The sequence below is a fragment of the Microbacterium sp. 22195 genome (genome assembly GCF_052056515.1).
GTDB lineage: Bacteria > Actinomycetota > Actinomycetes > Actinomycetales > Microbacteriaceae > Microbacterium.
Genome location: NZ_JBQEPE010000011.1, coordinates 1 through 20,852, shown reverse-complemented (window position 1 = coordinate 20,852; position 20,852 = coordinate 1). Strand labels below are relative to the sequence as shown.

Genomic DNA, 20,852 nt, shown 5'->3' with positions numbered 1-20,852 from the left:
CCCCCCCCCCCCCCCCCCCCCCCCCCCCCCCCCCCCCCCCCCCCCCCCCCCCCCCGGTAGACTCGGTTCTCGTGTCAGACACTCCCGAAACACCCCAGATCACCCCGGAGGCGGTGAAGTCCGCCGTCGACGCCGCGCTCGCGGCGATCGCCGCGGCATCCGATACCGCCGAGCTGAAGGCCGCTCGCGCCGCGCACATCGCCGAGGGCTCGCCCCTCGCCGTGCTGAACGCGTCGATGCGCCAGGTCGCCCCCGAGCACAAGGCCGCCTTCGGAAAGCTCGTCGGGCAGGGGAGGGGCCGGGTCTCGCAGGCGCTCGCCGCCAAGGAGACCGAGCTGGCCGAGGCCGAGACCGCTGCGCGCCTGGAGGCCGAGCGCGTCGACATCACGGCGATCGCCTCGCACGCGCGCGTGGGCGCGCGGCATCCGATCTCCCTGATGCAGGAGCAGATCAGCGACATCTTCGTCGGCATGGGCTGGGAGATCGCGGAGGGCCCGGAGCTCGAGCACGAGTGGTTCAACTTCGACGCGCTGAACTTCGACGAGGACCACCCCGCCCGTCAGGAGCAGGACACGTTCTACGTCGACCCGAGCTCCCGCCACCTGGTGATGCGCACGCACACCAGCCCCGTGCAGGTGCGGTCCATGCTCGACCGCGAGGTGCCGATCTACGTGCTGTGCCCCGGCCGCGTCTACCGCACGGACGAGTTCGACGCGACGCACTTGCCGGTGTTCACCCAGTTCGAGGGTCTCGTCGTCGACAAGGGCATCACGATGGCGCACCTGAAGGGCACCCTCGACCACGTCGCCAAGCAGATGTTCGGGGCCGAGGCGAAGACCCGGTTCCGCACCAACTACTTCCCGTTCACCGAGCCCTCCGCAGAGCTCGACCTGTGGCACCCGACCTTCAAGGGCGGCGCGCGCTGGATCGAGTGGGGCGGATGCGGCATGGTCAACCCGAACGTGCTGCGTGCGGCGGGCATCGACCCCGAGGTGTACAGCGGTTTCGCGTTCGGCATGGGCGTCGAGCGAGCGGTGATGTTCCGCAGCGATGTGAAGGACATGCGCGACATGGCCGAGGGCGATGTGCGTTTCAGCGAGCAGTTCGGGATGGTGGTGTGATGCGCGTTCCGATCTCCTGGCTGCGCGAGTACGTCGAGGTGGCGGCGGACGCCACGCCGGAGGACGTCCTGGCATCCTTCGTGTCGGTGGGGTTCGAGGAGGAGGACATCCACCGCTTCGAGATCTCCGGTCCCGTCGTGGTCGGGCGCGTGCTCTCGGCGGAGCCCGAGCCGCAGTCCAACGGCAAGACCATCAACTGGTGCCAGGTGGACGTGGGCGAGGCGAACGGCGGCGTGCGCGGCATCGTCTGCGGAGCACACAACTTCGTCGCCGGTGACAAGGTCGTCGTGACCCTGCCCGGCGCCGTGCTGCCCGGCCCGTTCCCCATCGCGGCTCGCAAGACCTACGGTCACGTCTCCGACGGCATGATCGCCTCGGCCCGCGAGCTGGGCCTGGGCGACGAGCACGACGGCATCATCGTGCTGTCGACGCTCGGCTTGGACCCCGAGGTCGGCACGGATGCCATCGAGCTGCTGCACCTGAACGACTTCGCGGTCGACATCAACGTGACGCCCGACCGCGGTTACGCGTTCTCGCTGCGCGGGGTCGCCCGCGAGTACTCGCACGCCACCGGAGCCGCCTTCCGCGACCCGGCGGAGCGCGACTTCGCCGAGCTGCAGCCGGGGTCCGGCTTCTCCATCTCGGTCGATGACCGGGGCCCGATCCGCGGCAACGTCGGCGCCCGCGAGTTCGTCGCCCGCGTCGTGCGGAACGTCGACCCGTCGCGGCCGACCCCGCCGTGGATGATCGCCAGGCTGGTCCTGGCCGGCATGCGCTCGCTGGGCGTGCTGATCGACATCACCAACTACGTGATGCTCGAACTCGGCAACCCGGTGCACGGCTACGACCTCGACAAGCTGCAGGGCGGCATCGTCGTGCGCCGCGCCGAGCAGGGCGAGCGGATGACCACGCTCGACGGCCAGGACCGCGCGCTGCACACCGAGGACCTACTCATCACCGACGGCTCAGGCCCGATCGGCCTGGCAGGCGTGATGGGCGGCGGCACCACCGAGATGAGCGGCACCACGCGCAACGTGCTGATCGAGGCGGCGACCTTCGACCCGGTCACGATCGCCCGCACCGCGCGACGTCACAAGCTGCCCAGCGAGGCGTCCAAGCGCTTCGAGCGCGGCGTCGACCCGCTGATCCCGTTCGTCGCGGCCCGCCGTGTGGCCGACCTGATGGTCGAGCTCGCCGGCGGCGAGCTGACCGACGAGGGCGGCGCGCTGTTCGCCGACGTCGACATCGCCGGCATCGACCTGCCCCGGGGCTTCGCACAGGGCGTGATCGGCGTCGACTACACCGACGACGAGGTGACCGGCGCGCTGGAGATGATCGGCGGTGAGGTCACTGCGACCGACGGCGGATGGTTCGTCATCCCGCCGAGCTGGCGTCCCGACCTCACCGACAAGTGGACGCTCGTGGAGGAGGTCGCCCGCATCCACGGTCTCGACCGCATCCCGTCCGTCCTGCCGACCCCGCCCTCCGGCCGGGGCTACACGCCGCTGCAGCAGGGCCGCAAGCGCGTGGCGGACGCCGTCGCTGCGGCGGGCTTCGTCGAGACGCCGGCGTTCCCGTTCACCACCGAGGAGCAGAACGATCTGCACGGCTCCGCCAGCGGTGAGCATCTGCCCAGCATCCGCCTGGCCAACGCCCTGGACGGGCAGGCCGCGTACCTGCGTCGCTCGCTGCTGCCCGGATTGCTGCAGACCGCGCACCGCAACATCTCTCGCGGCCTCGTGGACCTGGCGATCTTCGAGACGGGACTCGTGTTCACCCCTGAGGCGGGCGTGACCTACGGCACCGACTTCGTTCCGCCGCTCGCGCAGCGGCCGAGCGATGAGACGCTGGCGCAGCTGAACGCGGCGATCCCGCCGCAGCCGCGGAACATCGCGGTGCTGCTGACCGGAAACGTCACGCCGCGCCAGCCCGGGCGCGCCGCCGAGCACGCGAGCCTGGGCGACGTCCTGCACGCCGTGCAGGTTATCGGCGTGGCGGCCGGCGTCGACATCGACGTGGTCCAGACGCAGCGCGCGGCCCTGCACCCGGGGCGCGCCGGCGCCCTGAGCGTGCGCGGCGAGGAGATCGGCTACGTCGGCGAGCTGCACCCGCAGGTCGCGGCGGACGCCGACCTGCCCGGTCGCGCCGTGGTGCTCGAGCTCGATCTCGACCGCCTGCTCACCCTGGCGGGGGAGCGCGTGGTCGTGGAGTCGCTGTCGACGTTCCCCGCCGCGACGCAGGACGTCTCGCTGGTCGTGGATGCCGCAGTGCCGGCGTCCGAGGTGCGTGCCGCCCTGGTCGAGGGCGCGGGCGAGCTGCTCGAGTCGGCGACGCTCGTCGACGACTACCGCGGCGAGGGCGTCGAGGCCGGTCGCAAGAGCCTCAGCTTCGCGCTGCGCTTCCGGGCATCCGACCGCACGCTGACCGCGGCCGAGGCGACCGAGGCGAAGCTCGCCGGGGTGGCCGTCGCGACCGAGCGCTTCGGCGCCGCGATCCGCGACTGATCCGCATGCAGACGCCGCCGCATTCCGCACCGGGATGCGGCGGCGTCTGCGTAGGCTCGAGGTCATGACCGACGCCGCGTGGCTGCGCAGCATGCGCACGCTCTCCGGGGACGCCCCGGCATTCGACCCCGCCCAGGCCCCGGCCGATCCGGTCGTGCTGTTCCGGGACTGGCTGGCGGAAGCCGTCGCACGCGGCGTCGCCGAGCCGCACGCGATGACGCTGGCGACCGTGGACCCTGACGGGCTGCCGGACTCGAGGACCCTGATCCTGAAGGACTTCGGCGACACCGGCTGGTCCTTCGCCGGGCATCGGCGCTCCGCCAAGGGCATCCAGCTCGCTGCGCATCCGGTCGCGGCGCTCTCGTTCTGGTGGCAGCCGCTGGTCCGCGCCGTGCGGGTGCGCGGCAGCGTGCAGGAGGCATCCGCGGAGGAGTCCGCGGCGGATCTCGCAGCTCGCTCGCCCGCGGCCCGTGCCGGGATCACGGCGGGCGACTGGGTGCTCTGGCGCGTCGTGCCGGAGCGCATCGAGTTCTGGCAGGGTGCGCAGGACCGCGACCATCTTCGGCTGGTGTACCGCCGGGGCGAGCACGGCTGGATCCGCGCGGTCGAGCGTGCGGAGAACGGATCGGAAGAGAAGGAGATGCGATGAGCGACTACCAGGTGACCGAGATCGGCGCGCTGGAGGACTGGCGGGCGTTCCACGGCGGTTTCGACGAGGCGCGCTCGCGCGACGGCCGCCGCGTCGTCGACCACGAGCTGACCATGCAGTACATCGGCATGACGGCGAACGCCCTGGTCCCGGGCGAGGAAGCCGGCTACTGGCATGTGCACGAGAAGGTCGAGGAGCTGTACATCTTCCTCGCCGGACGGGGCCAGATGGGGCTGGACGACGATGTCGTCGACGTGGAGGAGGGCACGGTCGTGCGCGTGGGCCAGGGCGTGTGGCGCACCTGGCGGGCAATGCCGGACAGCCCGGGCGAGCTGCGCTGGCTCTGCATCCGCGCCGGCGGCGAGCACCTTCCGCACATGCCCGACGACAGCCGTCGCGACCCGGACCGTCCGATGCCGTGGTGAGAGCACTGCTCTCGCGCGGGCGGCATCGCATCCGCTGACAGCGGAAGCACTTCCCCCTCGGGCCACCGGGATGCTGTCATGGCGTCATGACTCAGGTGCTGGTGCTCGGCGGAACCGGGTGGTTGTCGGGACGAATCGCGCGGAGGTGGCGGGACGCCGGGGCGCACGTGACCTGCCTCGCGCGGGGCGGACGCCCGGTCCCGGAGGGGACGGTGCTGCTGCGCGGGGATCGCGATGATCCGGCGGTGTACGACCGGCCGGGCGAGCAGCACTGGGACGAGATCGTCGACATCTCCTCCCGGGCACGGCACGTGCGCGAGGCGGTCGCGGCGCTCGGCGACAGCACCGCGCACTGGACCTACGTCTCGTCGATGTCGGCGTACTCCGACGACACGACCGTCGGGCTCGACGAATCCGGGCGACTGCACGAGCCCGCGCAGGAGGGCGACGAGTACGAGTACGGCGCGGAGAAGGTGGCAGCCGAGCAGGCCGTGGGCTCGCTCGGCGAGCGGGCGTTCATCGTCCGGCCCGGTCTGATCGTCGGCGAAGGGGATCCCAGCGACCGCTTCGGCTATTGGGCGGCGGCGTTCGACCGCGCGGGGAGCGACCCGGTGCTGGTCCCCGCGCTCGCCGGCAGGTACACGCAGGTGATCGACGTCGACGACGTCGCCGACCTGCTGGTGAGGGGGAGCAGGCACGGGATCGTCAATGCGATCGGCGACGCCCGGCCGCTCGTCGACGTGCTGAGCCGCATCCGCTCCGCCACCGACCACACCGGGGAGCTGCTCGAAGCCTCCGACGAGTGGCTGCGCGGGCACGACGTGGACTACTGGATGGGAGAGCGCTCCCTGCCGCTCTGGCTCCCCGCCGACATGCCCGGTTTCGCCCGCCGGGACAACGCCGCGTACAAGGCATCCGGTGGTCGCCTCACGCCCATCGACGAGACCATCCGGCGCGTGCTCCAGGATGAGCGCGCCCGCGGGCTCGATCGAGAGCGCCGCGCGGGACTGACCCGCACGGAGGAGCAGGAGCTCATCGGTCAGCTCGTGCGGGCCGACGCCGATCCGGCCGAAGACTGAGCGACCGGAGCCGGGCCCCCGATGGCGGGCGCCGGCGTCACCGGGCGCTCTGCCGGTGACGCCCTTCGCTAGACTCGCGACCAGTGACACGGGGTGCCGCATCCGCGGCTGAGAACAGACCCGTCGAACCTGATCTAGTTCGTACTAGCGAAGGGATGTCGCGAATGAGCGATCCTCTGCGTCCTGCATCCGCCACCGGCCTCGTCAGCGAGGCGGCCGACCTGCTGGGGGCGCTGCGCGCGGCGCCGCCCCTCACCCACTGCATCACGAACGCGGTGGTCACCGGCTTCACCGCCAACGTGCTGCTCGCCGTCGGCGCGGCTCCGGCGATGGTCGACATCGTCGGCGAGGCCGGGATGTTCTCGGGCATCGCCTCGGGCGTGCTCGTCAACCTCGGCACGCCGACACCCGAGCAGCGCGCGGCGAGCCTCGAAGCCGTCGCCGGCGCGAACGCAGTGGGCACGTCATGGGTGCTCGACCCCGTCGCGATCGGGGCGCTGCCGATCCGCACCGCGCTCGCGCACGAGCTCGCGCAGCAGCGCCCGACCGCGATCCGCGGCAATGCATCCGAGATCCTCGCGCTCGCCGGTCTCAGCGCCGGTGGTCGCGGCGTCGACGCGACCGACACGACGGATGCCGCAGCCGACGCCGCCCGCGCGCTGGCGCACCGGCACGGCAGCGTCGTGGCGGTGTCCGGTCCGGTCGATCTCATCACCGACGGCGAGCGTGTGCTGCGTCTGGCGAACGGCGACGAGCTGCTCACCCGGGTGACCGGCGGCGGCTGCGCTCTCGGCGCGGTGATGGCGGCATTCCTCGGCGCCGCCCGCGGCACCGGCGCGGATGCCCTGATCGCCGTCGCGGCGGCGAGCCTCGTCTACACGATCGCCGCGGAGCGAGCGGCGGCACGCTCCGCGGGACCAGGCAGCTTCGCCGTCGCGCTGCTCGACGACCTCAGCGGCCTCCGGCCCGAGGACATCGCCGGCGCGGCCCGCATCGAGGCGGAGGAGCTGTGAACGCCGACCTCTCGCTGTACCTCGTCACCGACCCGACACTGTGCGGCGACCGCGGGGTGACCGAGACCGTGCGTCTGGCCGTCGACGGCGGCGCCCGCATCGTGCAGCTGCGCGACAAGGAGGCGACGGATGCCGAGACCGTGACCCGGCTGATCGAGCTGTCGCGCGTCATCGACGGACGCGCCCTTCTCGTGGTGAACGACCGGCTCGACGCGGCGATCGCCGCCCGCGAGGCCGGCGCTCGCGTCGACGGCGTGCACCTGGGACAGGGTGACGCATCGGTGCTCCGCGCCCGCGCCGAGCTCGGCCCCGATGCGCTGATCGGTCTCACCGCCAACAGTCCTGAGCATCTCGAGGCCGTGCTCGCGCTTCCGGCGGGCACCGTCGACTATCTCGGGGTCGGCGTGATCCGCCCGACCAGCACCAAACCCGACCATCCGCCGGCACTCGGGGCGGACGGCTTCCGCGCGTTCGCCGCCGCCAGCCGGCTGCCGTGCGTCGCGATCGGCGGCGTGGGCATCGACGACATCGAGGAGCTGCGGGATGCCGGCGCGGCGGGCCTCGCCGTCGTCTCGGCGCTGTGCGCGGCCGAGGACCCCGCGCAGCGCGCCGCCGAGTTCGTGAGCCGCTGGCGCGCCGCCGGCGTGCCACGCGTGCTCAGCATCGCCGGCAGTGATCCGTCCGGCGGTGCGGGCATTCAGGCCGACCTGAAGTCCATCGCCGCGAACGGCGGCTACGGCATGGCCGCGCTCACCGCTCTCACCGCCCAGAACACGCAGGGGGTCCGGGGCGTTCACGTGCCGCCGCCTGAGTTCCTGCGCGACCAGCTCGACGCGATCTCGGACGACGTCGTCATCGACGCGGTGAAGATCGGGATGCTCGCGAACACGGAGGTCATCCGCGTCGTCGCCGACTGGCTCGACACCGCGCGTCCGCCGATCGTGGTCATCGACCCCGTGATGATCGCCACGAGCGGCGACCGGCTGCTGGACGCCGAGGCCGAGCGGGCGCTGGGCGATCTGCTGCGTCGCGCCGACGTGGTGACGCCGAACCTCTCCGAGCTGGGCGTGCTGACCGGTCGCGAGCTCGGCGGCTGGGAGGACGCGCTCGCCGCGGCATCCGTGCTCTCCGCCGCGATCGACGCGCAGGTGCTCGTCAAGGGCGGACACCTCGAGGGCGCTGATGCGCCCGACGCGCTCGTCGGACGCGGCCCGATCGTCGAATTCCCCGGTGCTCGCATCGACACCGCGAACACGCACGGCACGGGATGCTCGCTGTCCTCGGCGCTCGCCACCCGTCTGGCGCGCGGCGAGTCTCCCGCAGCCGCCGTCGCCGCATCCCGGGACTGGCTGCGGGAGGCGCTGCGCACGAGCGACGAGCTGTGCGTCGGTCGCGGACACGGCCCCGTCAACCACTTCGCCGGGCTGTGGCGACGCGGCGGCCTCGAGACGGCACCGGTGGCCGAGGACATCCGCTCGGAGTAGTGGCGGAGCATCGCGAGCATCCGGCGCGACATCGACGAGCTCCCGTTCATCCGCGCCCTCGCCGACGGAACCCTCGATCGCGAGCTGTTCCTGACCTACCTCGCCCAGGACGCCCTGTACCTGCGTGAGTACGCGCGCGTGCTGGCGGAGGCCGCCCGTCTCGCCCCCACCCCCGAGGAGCAGGCGTTCTGGGCGGAGTCCTCGCACGGCTCGATCGCCGGTGAACTCGAGCTGCACGCCACCTGGCTGACGCCCGAGACGGGGATCTCGGCTGCGACGTTCGCCGCCGAGCCGAGCCCGGTGAACACCGCCTACCTCGACCACCTCCGGGCCGCCGCGTTCTCCGGCGACTACCCCGTGCTGATCGCGGCGATCCTGCCGTGCTTCTGGCTGTACACGGATCTGGGGCGCCGGCTGCACGCCGGCGACTTCGGCGCATACGCGACCGATCCGCGGCATCCGTATGCCTCGTGGCTGACGACATACGCTGACCCCGGCTTCGCGATCGCCACCGAGCGGGCGATCGGCCACGTCGTCGCGGCAGCCGCGGGTGCCGACGGGGAGCGCAGGCGACGGATGCACCGGGCGTTCGTCGCTGCGGCCGAGCACGAGCGGGCGTTCTTCGATCTGCGCTGAGCCGAGCGGGCGGGGAGCGTGCGGCGGGCGGAGAGTGTGACGCCGCGGATTTGCGGATGCTGCGCGATCGGCGCTACTGTCGCGTCATGCCCTCGGCCGCACACCTCTCGCTGACGCCCCTTCCGGGTGTCGCTCCTGTGCGCCGACGCCGCGCCGGCCGCCGACTCTAGGCGACCCCGCGCAGCCCGTTCCGCGATGGTTCGAGGCCGGAGCCGGTGTCGCCGCCCCGGTCCACTGTCACTGGGTCATGCCCGTCATCGGGCGCGACTCGACCGTTAAGGTAGAACCATGACGTACTCCGTCGCCGTCTCCGGCGCATCAGGCTATGCAGGAGGCGAGATCCTGCGGCTTCTCGCCGCGCATCCCGACATCGAGATCCGCACCGTGACCGCGCACTCCAACGCCGGTCAGCCGCTCGTGCAGCACCAGCCGCACCTGCGCTCGCTCGCGCATCTCACCCTTCAGGACACCACACCCGAGATCCTCGCCGGGCACGACATCGTCTTCCTGGCGCTGCCGCACGGGCAGTCGGGCCAGTACACGGATGCCCTGGGCGAGGTCCCGCTCGTGATCGACGCGGGCGCCGACCACCGGCTCACCTCGCAGGATGCGTGGGACGCCTTCTACGGCGGAGACTTCCACGACCCGTGGACCTACGGCGTCCCCGAGCTGCTCGTGAACGGCGGGAAGCAGCGCGAGAAGCTGCGCGGCGCGACCCGTATCGCGGCGCCCGGCTGCAACGCCTCGACCGTGAGCCTCAGCCTCGCGCCCGGCGTCGCGGCGGACGTCATCGATCCGTCCGACATCGTCACCGTCCTCGCCGTCGGACCGTCCGGCGCGGGCAAGAGCCTGAAGACGCACCTGCTCGGCAGTGAGCTGCTCGGCACCGCCAACCCCTATGCGGTCGGCGGTACGCACCGGCACATCCCCGAGATCCGCCAGGCGCTCGCCGCGGCCTCGGATGCGTCGCCCGATGGCATCCGCATCTCGTTCACCCCGGTGATCGTCCCGATGGCCCGCGGCATCCTCGCCACGTCCACGGCGCCGATCGCCGACGGTGCGACCGACGCGCAGATCCGCGACGCCTGGGAATCCGCGTACGGCGACGAGACCTTCGTGCAGCTGCTGCCCGAAGGCCAGTTCCCGCGCACCGCGGATGTGCTCGGCGCCAACACCGCGCTGATGGGTATCGCCATCGACCGCGCGGCGAACCGCGTGGTCGTCGTGACCGCGGTCGACAACCTCGTCAAGGGAACCGCCGGCGCCGCCGTGCAGTCCATGAACCTCGCGCTGGGCCTTCCCGAGGACCGCGCCCTCACCGTGAACGGAGTAGCGCCGTGAGCGTCACCGCGCCCCAGGGATTCGAAGCAGCCGGCGTCGCCGTCGGCCTGAAGAGCACCGGCAAGCCGGACGTGGCCGTGGTCGTCAACCGCGGTCCCCGCAAGGTGGGAGCGGCGGTCTTCACGAGCAACCGCGCGAAGGCGAACCCCATTCTGTGGTCGCAGCAGGTCATCGCGGACCGCACGGTCGAGGCGATCGTGCTGAACTCCGGCGGGGCGAACTGCTTCACCGGCGCATTCGGCTTCCAGACCAGCCACCTCACCGCCGAGAAGGCGGCGGAGCTCCTCGAGGTGAGCGCGGGAGACATCCTGGTCTGCTCCACCGGCCTCATCGGCACCGGTGACGAGGTGTTCCGGGGCAAGGTGCTCGACGGCGTCGAGCAGGGCATCGCCGCGCTGTCCGCGGACGGCGGCCCGATCGCCGCAGAGGCCATCATGACCACCGACACGGTCTCCAAGACCGCAGTCGTCGCGCGCGACGGCTGGACGATCGGCGCGATGGCGAAGGGCGCCGGCATGCTCGCTCCGGGTCTCGCCACCATGCTCGTCGTCATCACCACGGACGCCGACCTCGAGGCGTCCGAGGCCGACGCCGCGCTGCGCAGGGCGACGAACGTCAGCTTCGACCGGCTCGACTCGGACGGCTGCATGTCCACGAACGACCAGGTGACCCTGCTCGTGAGCGGAGCCAGCGGCATCCGTCCCGACCTGGACGACTTCGACGCCGCGCTCGCCGAGCTGTGCGTGGAGCTCGCGCAGAAGCTGCAGGGCGACGCCGAGGGCGCCAGCCACGACATCACGATCGAGGTCGTGAACGCCGTCACCGAGACCGACGCGGTCGAGGTCGGCCGCTCGGTCGCGCGCAACAACCTGTTCAAGGCGGCGATCTTCGGCAACGACCCGAACTGGGGCCGCGTGCTCGCCGCGATCGGCACCACCTGCGCGGAGTTCGACCCGTACGCCGTCGACGTCACGATGAACGGCATCCGCGTCTGCTCGAACGGCGGACCGGACCGTCCGCGCGAGGAGGTCGACCTGACCCCGCGCGCCACGCACCTGCTGATCGACCTGAAGGCGGGCGACGCCACCGCGACGATCCTCACCAACGACCTGACCCACGACTACGTGCACGAGAACAGCGCCTACGCCTCATGACCCAGCTCCAGGACACCGCGCCCGAGGAGGCCGCCTACAAGGCGGCCACCCTCATCGAGTCACTGCCGTGGCTGAAGAAGTTCCGCGATCAGATCGTCGTGGTCAAGTACGGCGGCAACGCCATGGTCAGCGATGAGCTGCAGGACGCGTTCGCGCAGGACATCGCGTACCTGCGCTACGTGGGCGTGCAGCCCGTGGTCGTGCACGGCGGTGGCCCCCAGATCTCGACGATGCTGGACCGGCTCGACATCCCCAGCGAGTTCAAGGGCGGATACCGCGTCACCAACACCGAGGCGATCAGCGTCGTGCGGATGGTGCTCACCGGGCAGGTCAACCCGCAGCTGGTCGGAAAGATCAACTCGCACGGTCCCATCGCCACGGGCGTGAGCGGCGAGGATGCCGGCCTGTTCGGCGGACGCCGTCGCGGCGTGGTCATCGACGGCCAGGAGGTGGATCTCGGTCGCGTCGGCGACGTGGTGCAGGTCGACCCGACGCCGGTGCTCGACCATCTCGCGGCCGGCCGGATCCCCGTGGTCTCCTCGATCGCACCTGATCTGGATCACCCCGGACAGTCGCTGAACGTGAACGCGGATGCCGCTGCGGCGGCGCTCGCGACGGCCCTCGGCGCCCGCAAGCTGGTGATCCTGACGGATGTCGCAGGCCTGTACGCCGACTGGCCGAACCGCGACTCGCTCGTCTCGCACATCACCGCCGACGCGCTCACCGAGATGCTCCCGGCCCTGGAGTCCGGGATGATCCCGAAGATGCGCGCCTGCCTGGACGCCGTGCAGGGCGGCGTGGACGCCGCCGCCATCATCGACGGACGGGTGCCGCACTCGGTGCTCGTCGAACTGTTCACCAGCAAGGGCATCGGCACGGAGGTCGTCGCATGAGCGACTGGAGCGAGGACGCAGCACACGATCTGATGAGCCTGGGCGGGCGCTTCGCGCTGCTGACCCGCGGCGAGGGGTCCTGGCTGTGGGATGCCGACGAGAAGCGCTATCTCGACTTCCTCGGCGGCATCGCGGTGAACTGCCTCGGCACGGCACACCCGGTGTTCGTCGAGGCGGTCTCGAAGCAGGCCGCGACGCTCGCGCACGTGTCGAACTACTTCGCCAGCCCCGGCCAGCTCGAGCTCGCCGCGCGGCTCAAGCGCCTGGCGGGCACGGGCGCAGCCGGCCGGGTGTTCCTCGCGAACTCCGGCAGCGAGGCCAACGAGATGGCCTTCAAGCTGGCCAGGCTGCACGGCAAGCCCTCCGGCCGCACGAAGATGATCGTCGTGGAGGGGGCGTTCCACGGTCGCACCATGGGTGCGCTGTCGCTCACGCCCAAGGCGACGTACCGCGACCCGTTCCTGCCCGCCGTCCCCGACGTGGTGACCGTCTCGCGCTCGATCGAGAGCCTCGAGGCGGCGTTCGCCGCCGGGGGAGTTGCGGCCATGATCGTCGAGCCCATCCAGGGCGAGGCGGGCGTCGTCGAGCTCCCCGAGGGCTTCCTCACCCGTGCCAGGGAGCTGACGACCGAGCACGACGCGCTGCTCATCCTCGATGAGGTGCAGACCGGTTCCGGGCGCACCGGCGCGTGGTTCGCGTTCCAGCGCGAGGGCATCGTCCCGGATGCCGTGACGATGGCCAAGAGCATCGGCGCGGGCTTCCCGCTGAGCGCCCTCATCACGTTCGGCGCGGCCAGCGAGCTGTTCTACCCCGGCACCCACAACTCGACGTTCGGCGGCAACCCGCTGGCCGCCGCGGTCGCCAACGCCACGCTCGGATTCATCGAGGAGACCGGTCTTCTCGACAACGTCGACGCGCGCGGCGCTCAGCTGCGTGCGGCGGTCGCGGACCTCCCGTTCGTGACCGGCACCACCGGGGCGGGGCTGCTCATCGGCATCCGCCTCTCCGCGCCCGTCGCGGCCGAGGTGCGCGCGGCCGCCCACGAACGCGGCCTGATCATCAACGCCCCCACCGAGGACATCATCCGCATCGCACCCGCGTACACGATCGGCGACGCCGAGGTGGCGGAGTTCCTCACCCTCTTCAGCGCGGCGCTCGACGCCGTCGCGTCCGCACACCCGACCATGGAGACCCCCGCATGACCCGCCACCTGCTTCGCGATGACGACCTGACCCCCGCCGAGCAGAGCGAGGTGCTCGACCTCGCGATCGAGCTGAAGAAGGACCGCTGGTCCAACAAGGCCCTCGCCGGCCCGCAGACGGTCGCCGTGATCTTCGACAAGTCCTCCACTCGCACCCGGGTGTCGTTCGCCGTCGGCATCGCTGACCTCGGCGGCTCGCCGCTGATCATCTCCACCGCCAACAGCCAGCTCGGCGGCAAGGAGACGCCGTCCGACACCGCCCGTGTGCTGGAGCGCCAGGTGGCGGCGATCGTGTGGCGCACCTACGCGCAGTCCGGTCTCGAGGAGATGGCGCGCGGTACGCGCGTGCCCGTCGTCAACGCGCTCTCGGACGACTTCCACCCCTGCCAGCTGCTGGCCGACCTGCTCACGATTCGCGAGCACAAGGGCGAGCTCAAGGGACTCACGCTGTCGTTCTACGGCGACGGCCGCAGTAACATGGCGCACTCCTACCTGCTCGCCTGCGTCACCGCCGGAATGCACGTGCGCATCGCCGCGCCGGATGCGTACGCACCCCGCCCGGACGTGGTCGTCGCGGCCGAGAAGCGCGCCGCGGAGACAGGCGGATCCGTCACCCTGCTCACCGACCCGCGCGAGGCGGCGCTCGGCGCCGACATCGTGGTGACCGACACCTGGGTGTCGATGGGCAAGGAGGAGGAGAAGATCGAGCGGCTCCGCGACCTCGGCGGCTACAAGGTCACCACCGAGATCATGGACCTCGCCGATCCCGAGGCCATCTTCATCCACTGCCTGCCCGCCGACCGCGGCTACGAGGTGGACTCCGAGGTCATCGACGGGCCGCAGAGCGTGGTCTGGGACGAGGCCGAGAACCGCCTGCACGCGCAGAAGGCGCTGCTGGTGTGGCTCCTGGGCAAGCAGGAGGCGGCAGCGTGAGCGAAGCGCACGGCACGAACGAGGGCGCGCTCTGGGGAGCACGGTTCGCGGGCGGTCCGTCGCCCGAGCTCGCCGAGCTGAGCCGCTCCACGCACTTCGACTGGATCCTCGCCCCGTACGACATCGCGGGGTCCCACGCGCACGCCACGGCTCTCGAGGCTGCGGGATACCTGGAGGCGGAGGAGGCGCGCATCATGCACGCCGGCCTCGACGCCCTCGCCGCGAGGATCGCGGACGGCACGCTGCTGCCCGACCCGGGCGACGAGGACGTGCACGGCGCGCTGGAGAAGGCGCTGATCGCCGAGATCGGTCCCGAGGTGGGCGGGCGCCTGCGCGCCGGCCGCAGCCGCAACGATCAGATCGCGACCCTCGTGCGCATGTACCTGATCGATCACGCCCAGGTGATCGCCCGCGACCTGCTGCGCGTCATCGATGCCCTGGTCGCGCAGGCCGAGGCGCACCCGGATGCCATCCTTCCAGGGCGCACGCACCTGCAGCACGCCCAGCCGGTGCTGCTCGCACACCACCTGCAGGCGCATTCCTGGCCGCTGGTGCGCGAGCTCGAGCGCCTGGTCGACTGGCGTCGCCGCGCCGGCTTCTCGCCCTACGGCGGGGGAGCGCTGGCCGGTTCCACTCTCGGTCTCGACCCGGCGCTCGTGGCTCGCGAGCTGGGGCTGGACCGCCCCGCGGAGAACTCGCTGGACGGCACCGCCGCTCGCGACGTGGTCGCGGAGTTCGCCTTCATCGCCGCGATGACGGGCATCGACCTGTCCCGGCTGTCGGAGGAGATCATCCTCTGGAACACCCGCGAGTTCGGCTTCGTCACGCTCGACGACGCGTACTCCACCGGGTCCAGCATCATGCCGCAGAAGAAGAACCCCGACATCGCCGAGCTCGCACGCGGCAAGTCCGGCCGCCTGATCGGCAACCTGACCGGGCTGCTCGCCACGCTCAAGGGCCTTCCGCTCGCGTACAACCGCGACCTGCAGGAGGACAAGGAGCCGGTCTTCGACTCGGTCCGCACTCTCGAGGTGGTTCTGCCGGCGTTCGCGGGCATGATCGCCACGCTGCGCTTCGACACGGCGCGCATGGCCGAGCTCGCACCGCAGGGCTTCTCGCTGGCGACCGACGTCGCCGAGTGGCTGGTCAAGCGGCGCGTGCCGTTCCGCGATGCGCACGAGATCTCGGGTGCGCTGGTGCGCGCCTGCGAGGAGCGCGGGATCGGGCTGGAGGATGCCGATGACGAGCTGCTGCGCTCGGTGTCCGAGCACCTGACTCCGGCCGTTCGCGACGTGCTCTCGATCGAAGGCTCGGTGGCGTCCCGCACCGGCGCCGGAGGAACGGCTCCCGTGCGCGTGGCCGAGCAGCGGGCTGAGCTCGTCGCTCGCACGCAGGCGGCGGCGCACGCGCTGGGTCTCTGATATTCACGGAACATCAGGATTATCCTTATATTCCTGAAATATCAGTGATACGCTGATCGCATGGCAGTCGTCGTGACAGCGGACATCATCGGCTCCCGCAGGCTCCTCGACAGGGGAGACGCGCAGAGCGCCCTCGACTCGGCGATCGCGCAGGTGGAGCGAGATCTCCCGGTGGCGGTCGAGGGGATGCGTCCGACCGTCGGCGACGAGCAGCAGGCCGTCTATCCGACGCTGGAGGCGGCACTCGGGACGATCCTGCTGCTGCGGCTCGCACTGCCCGACGGCGTCGAGTTCCGCTACGGGGTCGGCGTCGGGGAGGTGGGGACCGTCCCCTCCACGGCATCCGATCGGGGGATCTCCGACGGCCCCGGCTGGTGGGCGGCGCGCAGCGCGATCGAGCAGGTGGAGACGCTTCAGCGGCGCACCGCACCGCAGGCGCGGACCTGGATCGTCGCCCATGAGAGCACGGACGAGGTGTCGCCGGACGCTGTCCGCTGGGCGAACGCCTCTCTGCTGACCAGGGACGAGCTGGTCGGAGCCATGAGCGAGCGCACCCGCCGTCTCGCCTACGGCAGATGCCTCTCCCGCACCCAGGCAGAGCTCGCCGCGTCCGAGGGCATCACACAGTCGGCGGTGTCTCAGGCGCTGTCCTCATCGGGGGCGGGCAGCGTCGTCGAGGGGTTCCGGCTGCTCGAACTGACCTGAGGCGCCTGCCCGGACGATCAGGAGTCAGACGAGCGCGAGACGGACGACCGTGCCGACCGCGCCGGCCCAGAGCAGACTGGCCAGGGTGCCGATGATGAAGCGCTCCCTGGCCTCGGCTTCGGCGAGCTCCGGGAACCGGCCGATGCCCTTCACCGCGATGATCGCCGCGATCGCCTCGGGGAAACCCACTGCGATCGCCACCACGGTGCAGATGCGCTCCAGGTAGCCGATGACGGTGCCGCCGCGCATGAGGGTCCGCGCGTGCGCCGGGTCGGCGTCGTGCGATGCGAGGATCACGATGCCGCCGTCCTCGGTCTCGCGCACCCGGTTGCCCGCGGCGATGTCGAGCGCGCGCCGGGTGAACGGATTGCCGCCGACCGTCGCGGCGGCGAACCCCAGCACCGTGATCGGGACGCCCAGCAGAGGCGTCGCCGCCGGAGGCAGGACCACGACGATCGTCAGCGCGGCCGCCACGAGCGCACCGCCGACAGCGGCCAGGACGGTCGACGGCCGGCGCAGCCCCACGAGCGACAGCAGGAGCACCACCAGCAGCACCACGATGATCGCTGAGGCCAGCACTGCGGAGGCGAAGGGGTCCAGGGACGGCATGCCGCCAGCATGGCACGGGCATCCGACGTCACGCGGGAGCGGAGCGCGCGATCCGCGCTGATAGCCTGGAACGCGTGTCGAATCCCGCTCTGACGACCGCCTCCGTGGCGCTCGATCCCACGTTCGAGAACGTGTGGGACGAGCTGCTGTGGCGCGGCCTCGTCCACGTGTCCACCGATCAGGAGGCGCTGCGCGCCCTTCTCGCCGGGGACCCGATCACGTATTACTGCGGGTTCGACCCGACGGCTCCCAGCCTGCACCTCGGCAACCTCGTGCAGCTGCTGCTGCTGCGCCGTCTGCAGCTCGCCGGGCACAAGCCCCTCGGGCTCGTCGGCGGCTCCACCGGTCTGATCGGCGACCCCCGCCCGACCGCCGAGCGCACGCTCAACACCCGCGAGACCGTCGAGGAGTGGGTGGGTCGGCTGCGCGCCCAGGTCGAGCGCTTCCTCAGCTTCGAGGGCGACAACGCCGCGCGCATGGTCAACAACCTCGACTGGACGGCGCCGATGAGCGCGATCGACTTCCTGCGCGAGATCGGCAAGCACTACCGCGTCGGCACGATGCTGAAGAAGGACGCGGTCGCCGCGCGCCTGAACTCGGACGCCGGCATCAGCTACACCGAGTTCAGCTACCAGATCCTGCAGGGCATGGACTTCCTGGAGCTCTACCGCCTGTACGGCTGCGTGCTGCAGACGGGCGGCTCCGACCAGTGGGGCAACCTCACCAGCGGCACCGACCTGATCCACCGCGTCGAGGGCGTGTCCGCGCACGCGATCGGAACGCCGCTGATCACGAACAGCGACGGCACCAAGTTCGGCAAGAGCGAGGGCAACGCGATCTGGCTGGACGCCGAGATGTGCAGCCCGTACCGGATGTACCAGTTCTGGCTCGGGACGACGGATGCCGATGTCGTCGACCGGCTGAAGGTCTTCACGTTCCTGACCCGTGCCGAGATCGAGGAGTACGCGGCCCTGGTCGAGTCCGAGCCGTTCCGTCGTGCCGCGCAGAAGCGTCTCGCGCTCGAGGTGTGCGTGACGGTGCACGGCGCGGAGGCGACGGCCGCCGTGATCGCGGCATCCGAGGCGCTGTTCGGCCAGGGCGACCTGTCCGCGCTCGACGCGGCCACGCTGCGGACCGCCCTCGAGGAGCTCCCGAACGCGACGGTCGCCGCCGGCACTCCGGTCACCGAGGCGCTCGTCGCCACGGGTCTGGTCTCCAGCGTCTCCGAGGCGCGGCGTGCGATCTCGCAGGGCGGAGTCTCGCTGGACGGCGAGCGGGTGGCCGATGACACGGCGACCGTGCAGGGCTCCCTGCCCGGCGGTGTGTCCGTGCTGCGCCGCGGCAAGAAGACGCTCGCGGGCGTGTTCCTCGGCTGACCCGGCGGATCGATGCCCTTCACGCCCAGCCACGCGATCGTCGCGCTGCCCTTCGTGCGCACGCCGTTGGTGCCCGCGGCGATCGCGGTAGGGGCGATGACACCGGACCTGCCGCTCTTCCTGCGCGGACTCGGTCCGTCGTACGGTTTCACGCATTCCACGACGAACATCGTCTGGACGGCGCTGATCGCCCTCGGCCTGCTGGCCGTGTGGCGGCTGGTGCTGCGGCCGGCGCTGGTGCATCTCGTTCCGGATGCCGTCGCCGCGCGTCTTCCGGATGCCTGGCGGCGGACCGGTCGCGACGCGGCGCTCGAGCTGTTCGCATCCCGCGAGAAGCCGGGCTACCCGCTCCTGCTGGTCATCTCGCTGCTGATCGGGGTGCTCTCGCACATCGCCTGGGACCTGTTCACGCACGAGGGCCGCTGGGGCGTCGAGACGATCCCCGCGCTGCAGCAGTCCTGGGGACCGATGCCCGGATACAAGTGGCTGCAGCACGGTTCGAGCGCCGTCGGCCTGCTCCTCCTCGGCGTGTGCGCGGTGCTGTGGCTGCGTCGTCGGGGCATCGTGCGCCGACCGCGGATGCTGCCCGCCTGGGTGCGCTGGAGCTGGTACCTGACGCTCCCGGCGTTCCTGGTGGCGGGGTGGCTGATCGGGCTGTCCGTCCACGGCCCGCTCGGACCCGCGCTCAGCGTGCAGCAGCTGGCCTACCGGACGCTGCCGCTCGCATCGGGCCTGTGGGGGCTGATGACGCTCGCGCTGTGCGTGGTGGTCGTGCTGCTCTCCGCCCGCCGTCGCCCCGCCTGATCACCACTCCGCCTGATCACCACTCCGCCTGATCACCACTCTGGTGTGTCGGCTCCCCACGGTCGAGGAGCGGCGAACCGGACCGGTCCGCCGGCCCAGCGCACGGCGGGCCCCACTGTCATGACGCGGCGCCCGCCGACCTCGAAGTCCTGCGTCCGGACCTCGTGCTCCGGTGCCCGGCGCGGCTCTCCCCGGGGCATCCCGAGCAGTTCGGCGGCCACCCGCCGCAGCGAGGTGCGCACGTACCAGGAGCCGCCGGACTCCGCACGTCGGCACAGGGCCATGGTGATCCCCGCGGCGAGAAGATATCCGGCCGAATGGTCCAGCGCCTGGGCGGGCAGCGCGCCGGGGACCTGCCCGTCGTCCGAGTCCGCCCAGGAGATGCCGCAGTCCGCCTGCACGATGCTGTCGAATCCTCGGGCGGAGTCCTCTCCGGGCCAGGCGCTCAGCTGCGCGACGACGAGCTGCGGATGCCGAGCGGCCAGTGCTCGAGGATCCAGGCCGAGCGTGCGCAGTCCGTCCGGACGGTAGCCGAGCACGATCACGTCGGCGTCGGCGAGCAGTGCATCGAAGCGCTCGCCGTCCGCGGCGATGTCCAGGAGGGCGGTCCGCTTGCCATGACCGGTGTCGAAGTGCTGCCAGCTGATCTCCTCTCGCAGCGGAGGGTCGATTCGCAGCACCACGGCGCCGGCGAACGCCAGGGTGCGCGTCGCGACAGGACCGGCGATCACCCGGGTGAGGTCGAGCACGCGGATGCCGGACAGAGGCGAGGCCGCTGTGGGACGGGGGAGTGCGCGCGGTCGGGAGTCGCCGAGCCGGGACACCTGGATCAGCGGGGTGGTCCGCAGCGCGGCATCCTCGTGCGGGTGCTCCTGCCGTACGGGAACGCAGAGGCCGCCATGCGCCTGGACAGCGGTCATCGCCTGTGCGGACGTCATCGTGCGCAGTACCGAGGCGACCTCGTCGGGGGAGGCGCCGTCCCGAAGGCGGAGGCCGGTGCGGAGGGCGGCCGCATGGTGCGGGTAGTTGCCGTGCGTGCGCACCCAGCCGTCGGCGGTGCGCCAGAACCCGGAGAGCGGAGCGAACCCCTCGATCGCCTCGCCGTCGACGCGCAGGTACCGATCGCTTCGGTACGCGGCGGCCACGAGGTCGGGATCGGGAAGGAGCGGATGCCCGTCGTCGGCCGACGCGATCGCGATCGCGGCCGCGGCGGCTCCGATGCTGGTCCAGGCGAGCTCGCCCACGGCGAGATGGGAGGGCAGCGGTACGGCCGACGCCGCGCCGGCGGGGCGCGTGAGCGCGTCGGCGCGCAGCCCCAGCTCCGCCAGCACGCGGGGGAGGAGCCCGGGATCCTGCGGCCGGAACGGGGTGTCAGTGGTGGGTCCCATAACGCGAGACTACGTCGGCCGGAGTCGCGACACGCCCGGGATACGGGGCTGATTTGCCGGATGCCCGGGATCCACGTAAATTATTACTTGTTCGCCCCAAGCGGTTGAGCGGAAGG

The 20,852-nt window shown here is 71.5% G+C and carries 19 protein-coding genes and 1 riboswitch; of the genes, 17 read left to right on the top strand and 2 right to left on the bottom strand.

Features of this window, described 5'->3' with window-relative positions; genetic code table 11:
* The first annotated feature begins 71 nt into the window (after window positions 1-71).
* The 15 genes from pheS to ACTJJ4_RS18405 all read left to right on the top strand — a co-directional run bounded on the left by pheS (window position 72) and on the right by ACTJJ4_RS18405 (window position 16,559).
* Complete coding sequence (gene pheS / locus ACTJJ4_RS18475) at window positions 72-1,121, top strand: phenylalanine--tRNA ligase subunit alpha (protein ID WP_440944685.1); 1,050 nt, start codon at window positions 72-74, stop codon at window positions 1,119-1,121.
* Window positions 1,121-3,625, top strand: coding sequence for a phenylalanine--tRNA ligase subunit beta (gene pheT / locus ACTJJ4_RS18470; protein ID WP_440944684.1), 2,505 nt, complete (start codon window positions 1,121-1,123; stop codon window positions 3,623-3,625). The genes pheS and pheT overlap by 1 nt, the downstream gene beginning before the upstream one ends.
* 64 nt (window positions 3,626-3,689) lie before the next feature.
* Window positions 3,690-4,274, top strand: coding sequence for a pyridoxine/pyridoxamine 5'-phosphate oxidase (locus ACTJJ4_RS18465; protein WP_440944683.1), 585 nt, complete (start codon window positions 3,690-3,692; stop codon window positions 4,272-4,274).
* On the top strand, window positions 4,271-4,699 hold the full coding sequence (locus ACTJJ4_RS18460; RefSeq protein ID WP_440944682.1) for a cupin domain-containing protein: 429 nt from the start codon (window positions 4,271-4,273) through the stop codon (window positions 4,697-4,699). The genes ACTJJ4_RS18465 and ACTJJ4_RS18460 overlap by 4 nt, the downstream gene beginning before the upstream one ends.
* Before the next feature lie 86 nt (window positions 4,700-4,785).
* Window positions 4,786-5,778, top strand: a complete 993-nt coding sequence (locus ACTJJ4_RS18455; RefSeq protein WP_440944681.1) for an NAD-dependent epimerase/dehydratase family protein — start codon at window positions 4,786-4,788, stop codon at window positions 5,776-5,778.
* A 79-nt stretch (window positions 5,779-5,857) separates the two neighbouring features.
* Window positions 5,858-5,951: riboswitch (TPP riboswitch) on the top strand.
* Window positions 5,943-6,791 (top strand): hydroxyethylthiazole kinase, encoded by an 849-nt coding sequence (thiM, locus tag ACTJJ4_RS18450; RefSeq protein WP_440944680.1) that lies wholly within the window; start codon window positions 5,943-5,945, stop codon window positions 6,789-6,791. Its footprint overlaps the riboswitch before it by 9 nt.
* Entirely contained in the window at window positions 6,788-8,275 is a 1,488-nt protein-coding gene (gene thiD, locus ACTJJ4_RS18445; protein WP_440944679.1) for a bifunctional hydroxymethylpyrimidine kinase/phosphomethylpyrimidine kinase, read from the top strand. The genes thiM and thiD overlap by 4 nt, the downstream gene beginning before the upstream one ends.
* 9 nt (window positions 8,276-8,284) lie before the next feature.
* A complete protein-coding gene (locus ACTJJ4_RS18440) occupies window positions 8,285-8,911 on the top strand; it encodes a TenA family protein (protein ID WP_440944686.1) in 627 nt (208 codons plus the stop codon).
* A gap of 288 nt (window positions 8,912-9,199) precedes the next feature.
* Window positions 9,200-10,252 carry an N-acetyl-gamma-glutamyl-phosphate reductase gene (gene argC, locus ACTJJ4_RS18435; protein WP_440944678.1) on the top strand — a complete coding sequence of 351 codons (1,053 nt, stop codon included), beginning with the start codon at window positions 9,200-9,202 and terminating at the stop codon, window positions 10,250-10,252.
* Window positions 10,249-11,406 (top strand): bifunctional glutamate N-acetyltransferase/amino-acid acetyltransferase ArgJ, encoded by a 1,158-nt coding sequence (gene argJ / locus ACTJJ4_RS18430; protein ID WP_440944677.1) that lies wholly within the window; start codon window positions 10,249-10,251, stop codon window positions 11,404-11,406. Before argC ends, argJ begins: the two co-directional genes overlap by 4 nt.
* The gene (gene argB / locus ACTJJ4_RS18425; RefSeq protein ID WP_440944676.1) at window positions 11,403-12,299 is read left to right on the top strand and encodes an acetylglutamate kinase; all 897 of its coding nucleotides are present in this window, start codon (window positions 11,403-11,405) and stop codon (window positions 12,297-12,299) included. The genes argJ and argB overlap by 4 nt, the downstream gene beginning before the upstream one ends.
* Window positions 12,296-13,501 carry an acetylornithine transaminase gene (locus ACTJJ4_RS18420; RefSeq protein ID WP_440944675.1) on the top strand — a complete coding sequence of 402 codons (1,206 nt, stop codon included), beginning with the start codon at window positions 12,296-12,298 and terminating at the stop codon, window positions 13,499-13,501. Before argB ends, ACTJJ4_RS18420 begins: the two co-directional genes overlap by 4 nt.
* Window positions 13,498-14,433 (top strand): ornithine carbamoyltransferase, encoded by a 936-nt coding sequence (argF, locus tag ACTJJ4_RS18415; protein WP_440944674.1) that lies wholly within the window; start codon window positions 13,498-13,500, stop codon window positions 14,431-14,433. The genes ACTJJ4_RS18420 and argF overlap by 4 nt, the downstream gene beginning before the upstream one ends.
* On the top strand, window positions 14,430-15,854 hold the full coding sequence (gene argH, locus ACTJJ4_RS18410) for an argininosuccinate lyase (protein WP_440944673.1): 1,425 nt from the start codon (window positions 14,430-14,432) through the stop codon (window positions 15,852-15,854). Before argF ends, argH begins: the two co-directional genes overlap by 4 nt.
* Window positions 15,855-15,914: 60 nt before the next feature.
* Window positions 15,915-16,559: a SatD family protein gene (locus ACTJJ4_RS18405; RefSeq protein ID WP_440944672.1), complete on the top strand. Its 645-nt coding sequence runs from the start codon at window positions 15,915-15,917 to the stop codon at window positions 16,557-16,559.
* A 24-nt stretch (window positions 16,560-16,583) separates the two neighbouring features.
* On the opposite strand, the gene ACTJJ4_RS18400 is transcribed toward ACTJJ4_RS18405, so the two are convergent.
* On the bottom strand, window positions 16,584-17,168 hold the full coding sequence (locus ACTJJ4_RS18400; protein ID WP_440944671.1) for a hypothetical protein: 585 nt from the start codon (window positions 17,166-17,168) through the stop codon (window positions 16,584-16,586).
* Window positions 17,169-17,242: 74 nt separating this feature from the next.
* Here ACTJJ4_RS18400 and tyrS point away from each other — a divergent pair, with 74 nt between their 5' ends.
* Window positions 17,243-18,544 carry a tyrosine--tRNA ligase gene (gene tyrS / locus ACTJJ4_RS18395; protein ID WP_440944670.1) on the top strand — a complete coding sequence of 434 codons (1,302 nt, stop codon included), beginning with the start codon at window positions 17,243-17,245 and terminating at the stop codon, window positions 18,542-18,544.
* A gap of 12 nt (window positions 18,545-18,556) precedes the next feature.
* The gene (locus ACTJJ4_RS18390; protein ID WP_440944669.1) at window positions 18,557-19,348 is read left to right on the top strand and encodes a DUF4184 family protein; all 792 of its coding nucleotides are present in this window, start codon (window positions 18,557-18,559) and stop codon (window positions 19,346-19,348) included.
* Window positions 19,349-19,380: 32 nt separating this feature from the next.
* Here ACTJJ4_RS18390 and ACTJJ4_RS18385 read toward each other — a convergent pair whose 3' ends face one another.
* On the bottom strand, window positions 19,381-20,736 hold the full coding sequence (locus ACTJJ4_RS18385) for a CoA transferase (protein ID WP_440944668.1): 1,356 nt from the start codon (window positions 20,734-20,736) through the stop codon (window positions 19,381-19,383).
* Window positions 20,737-20,852: the final 116 nt, after the last annotated feature.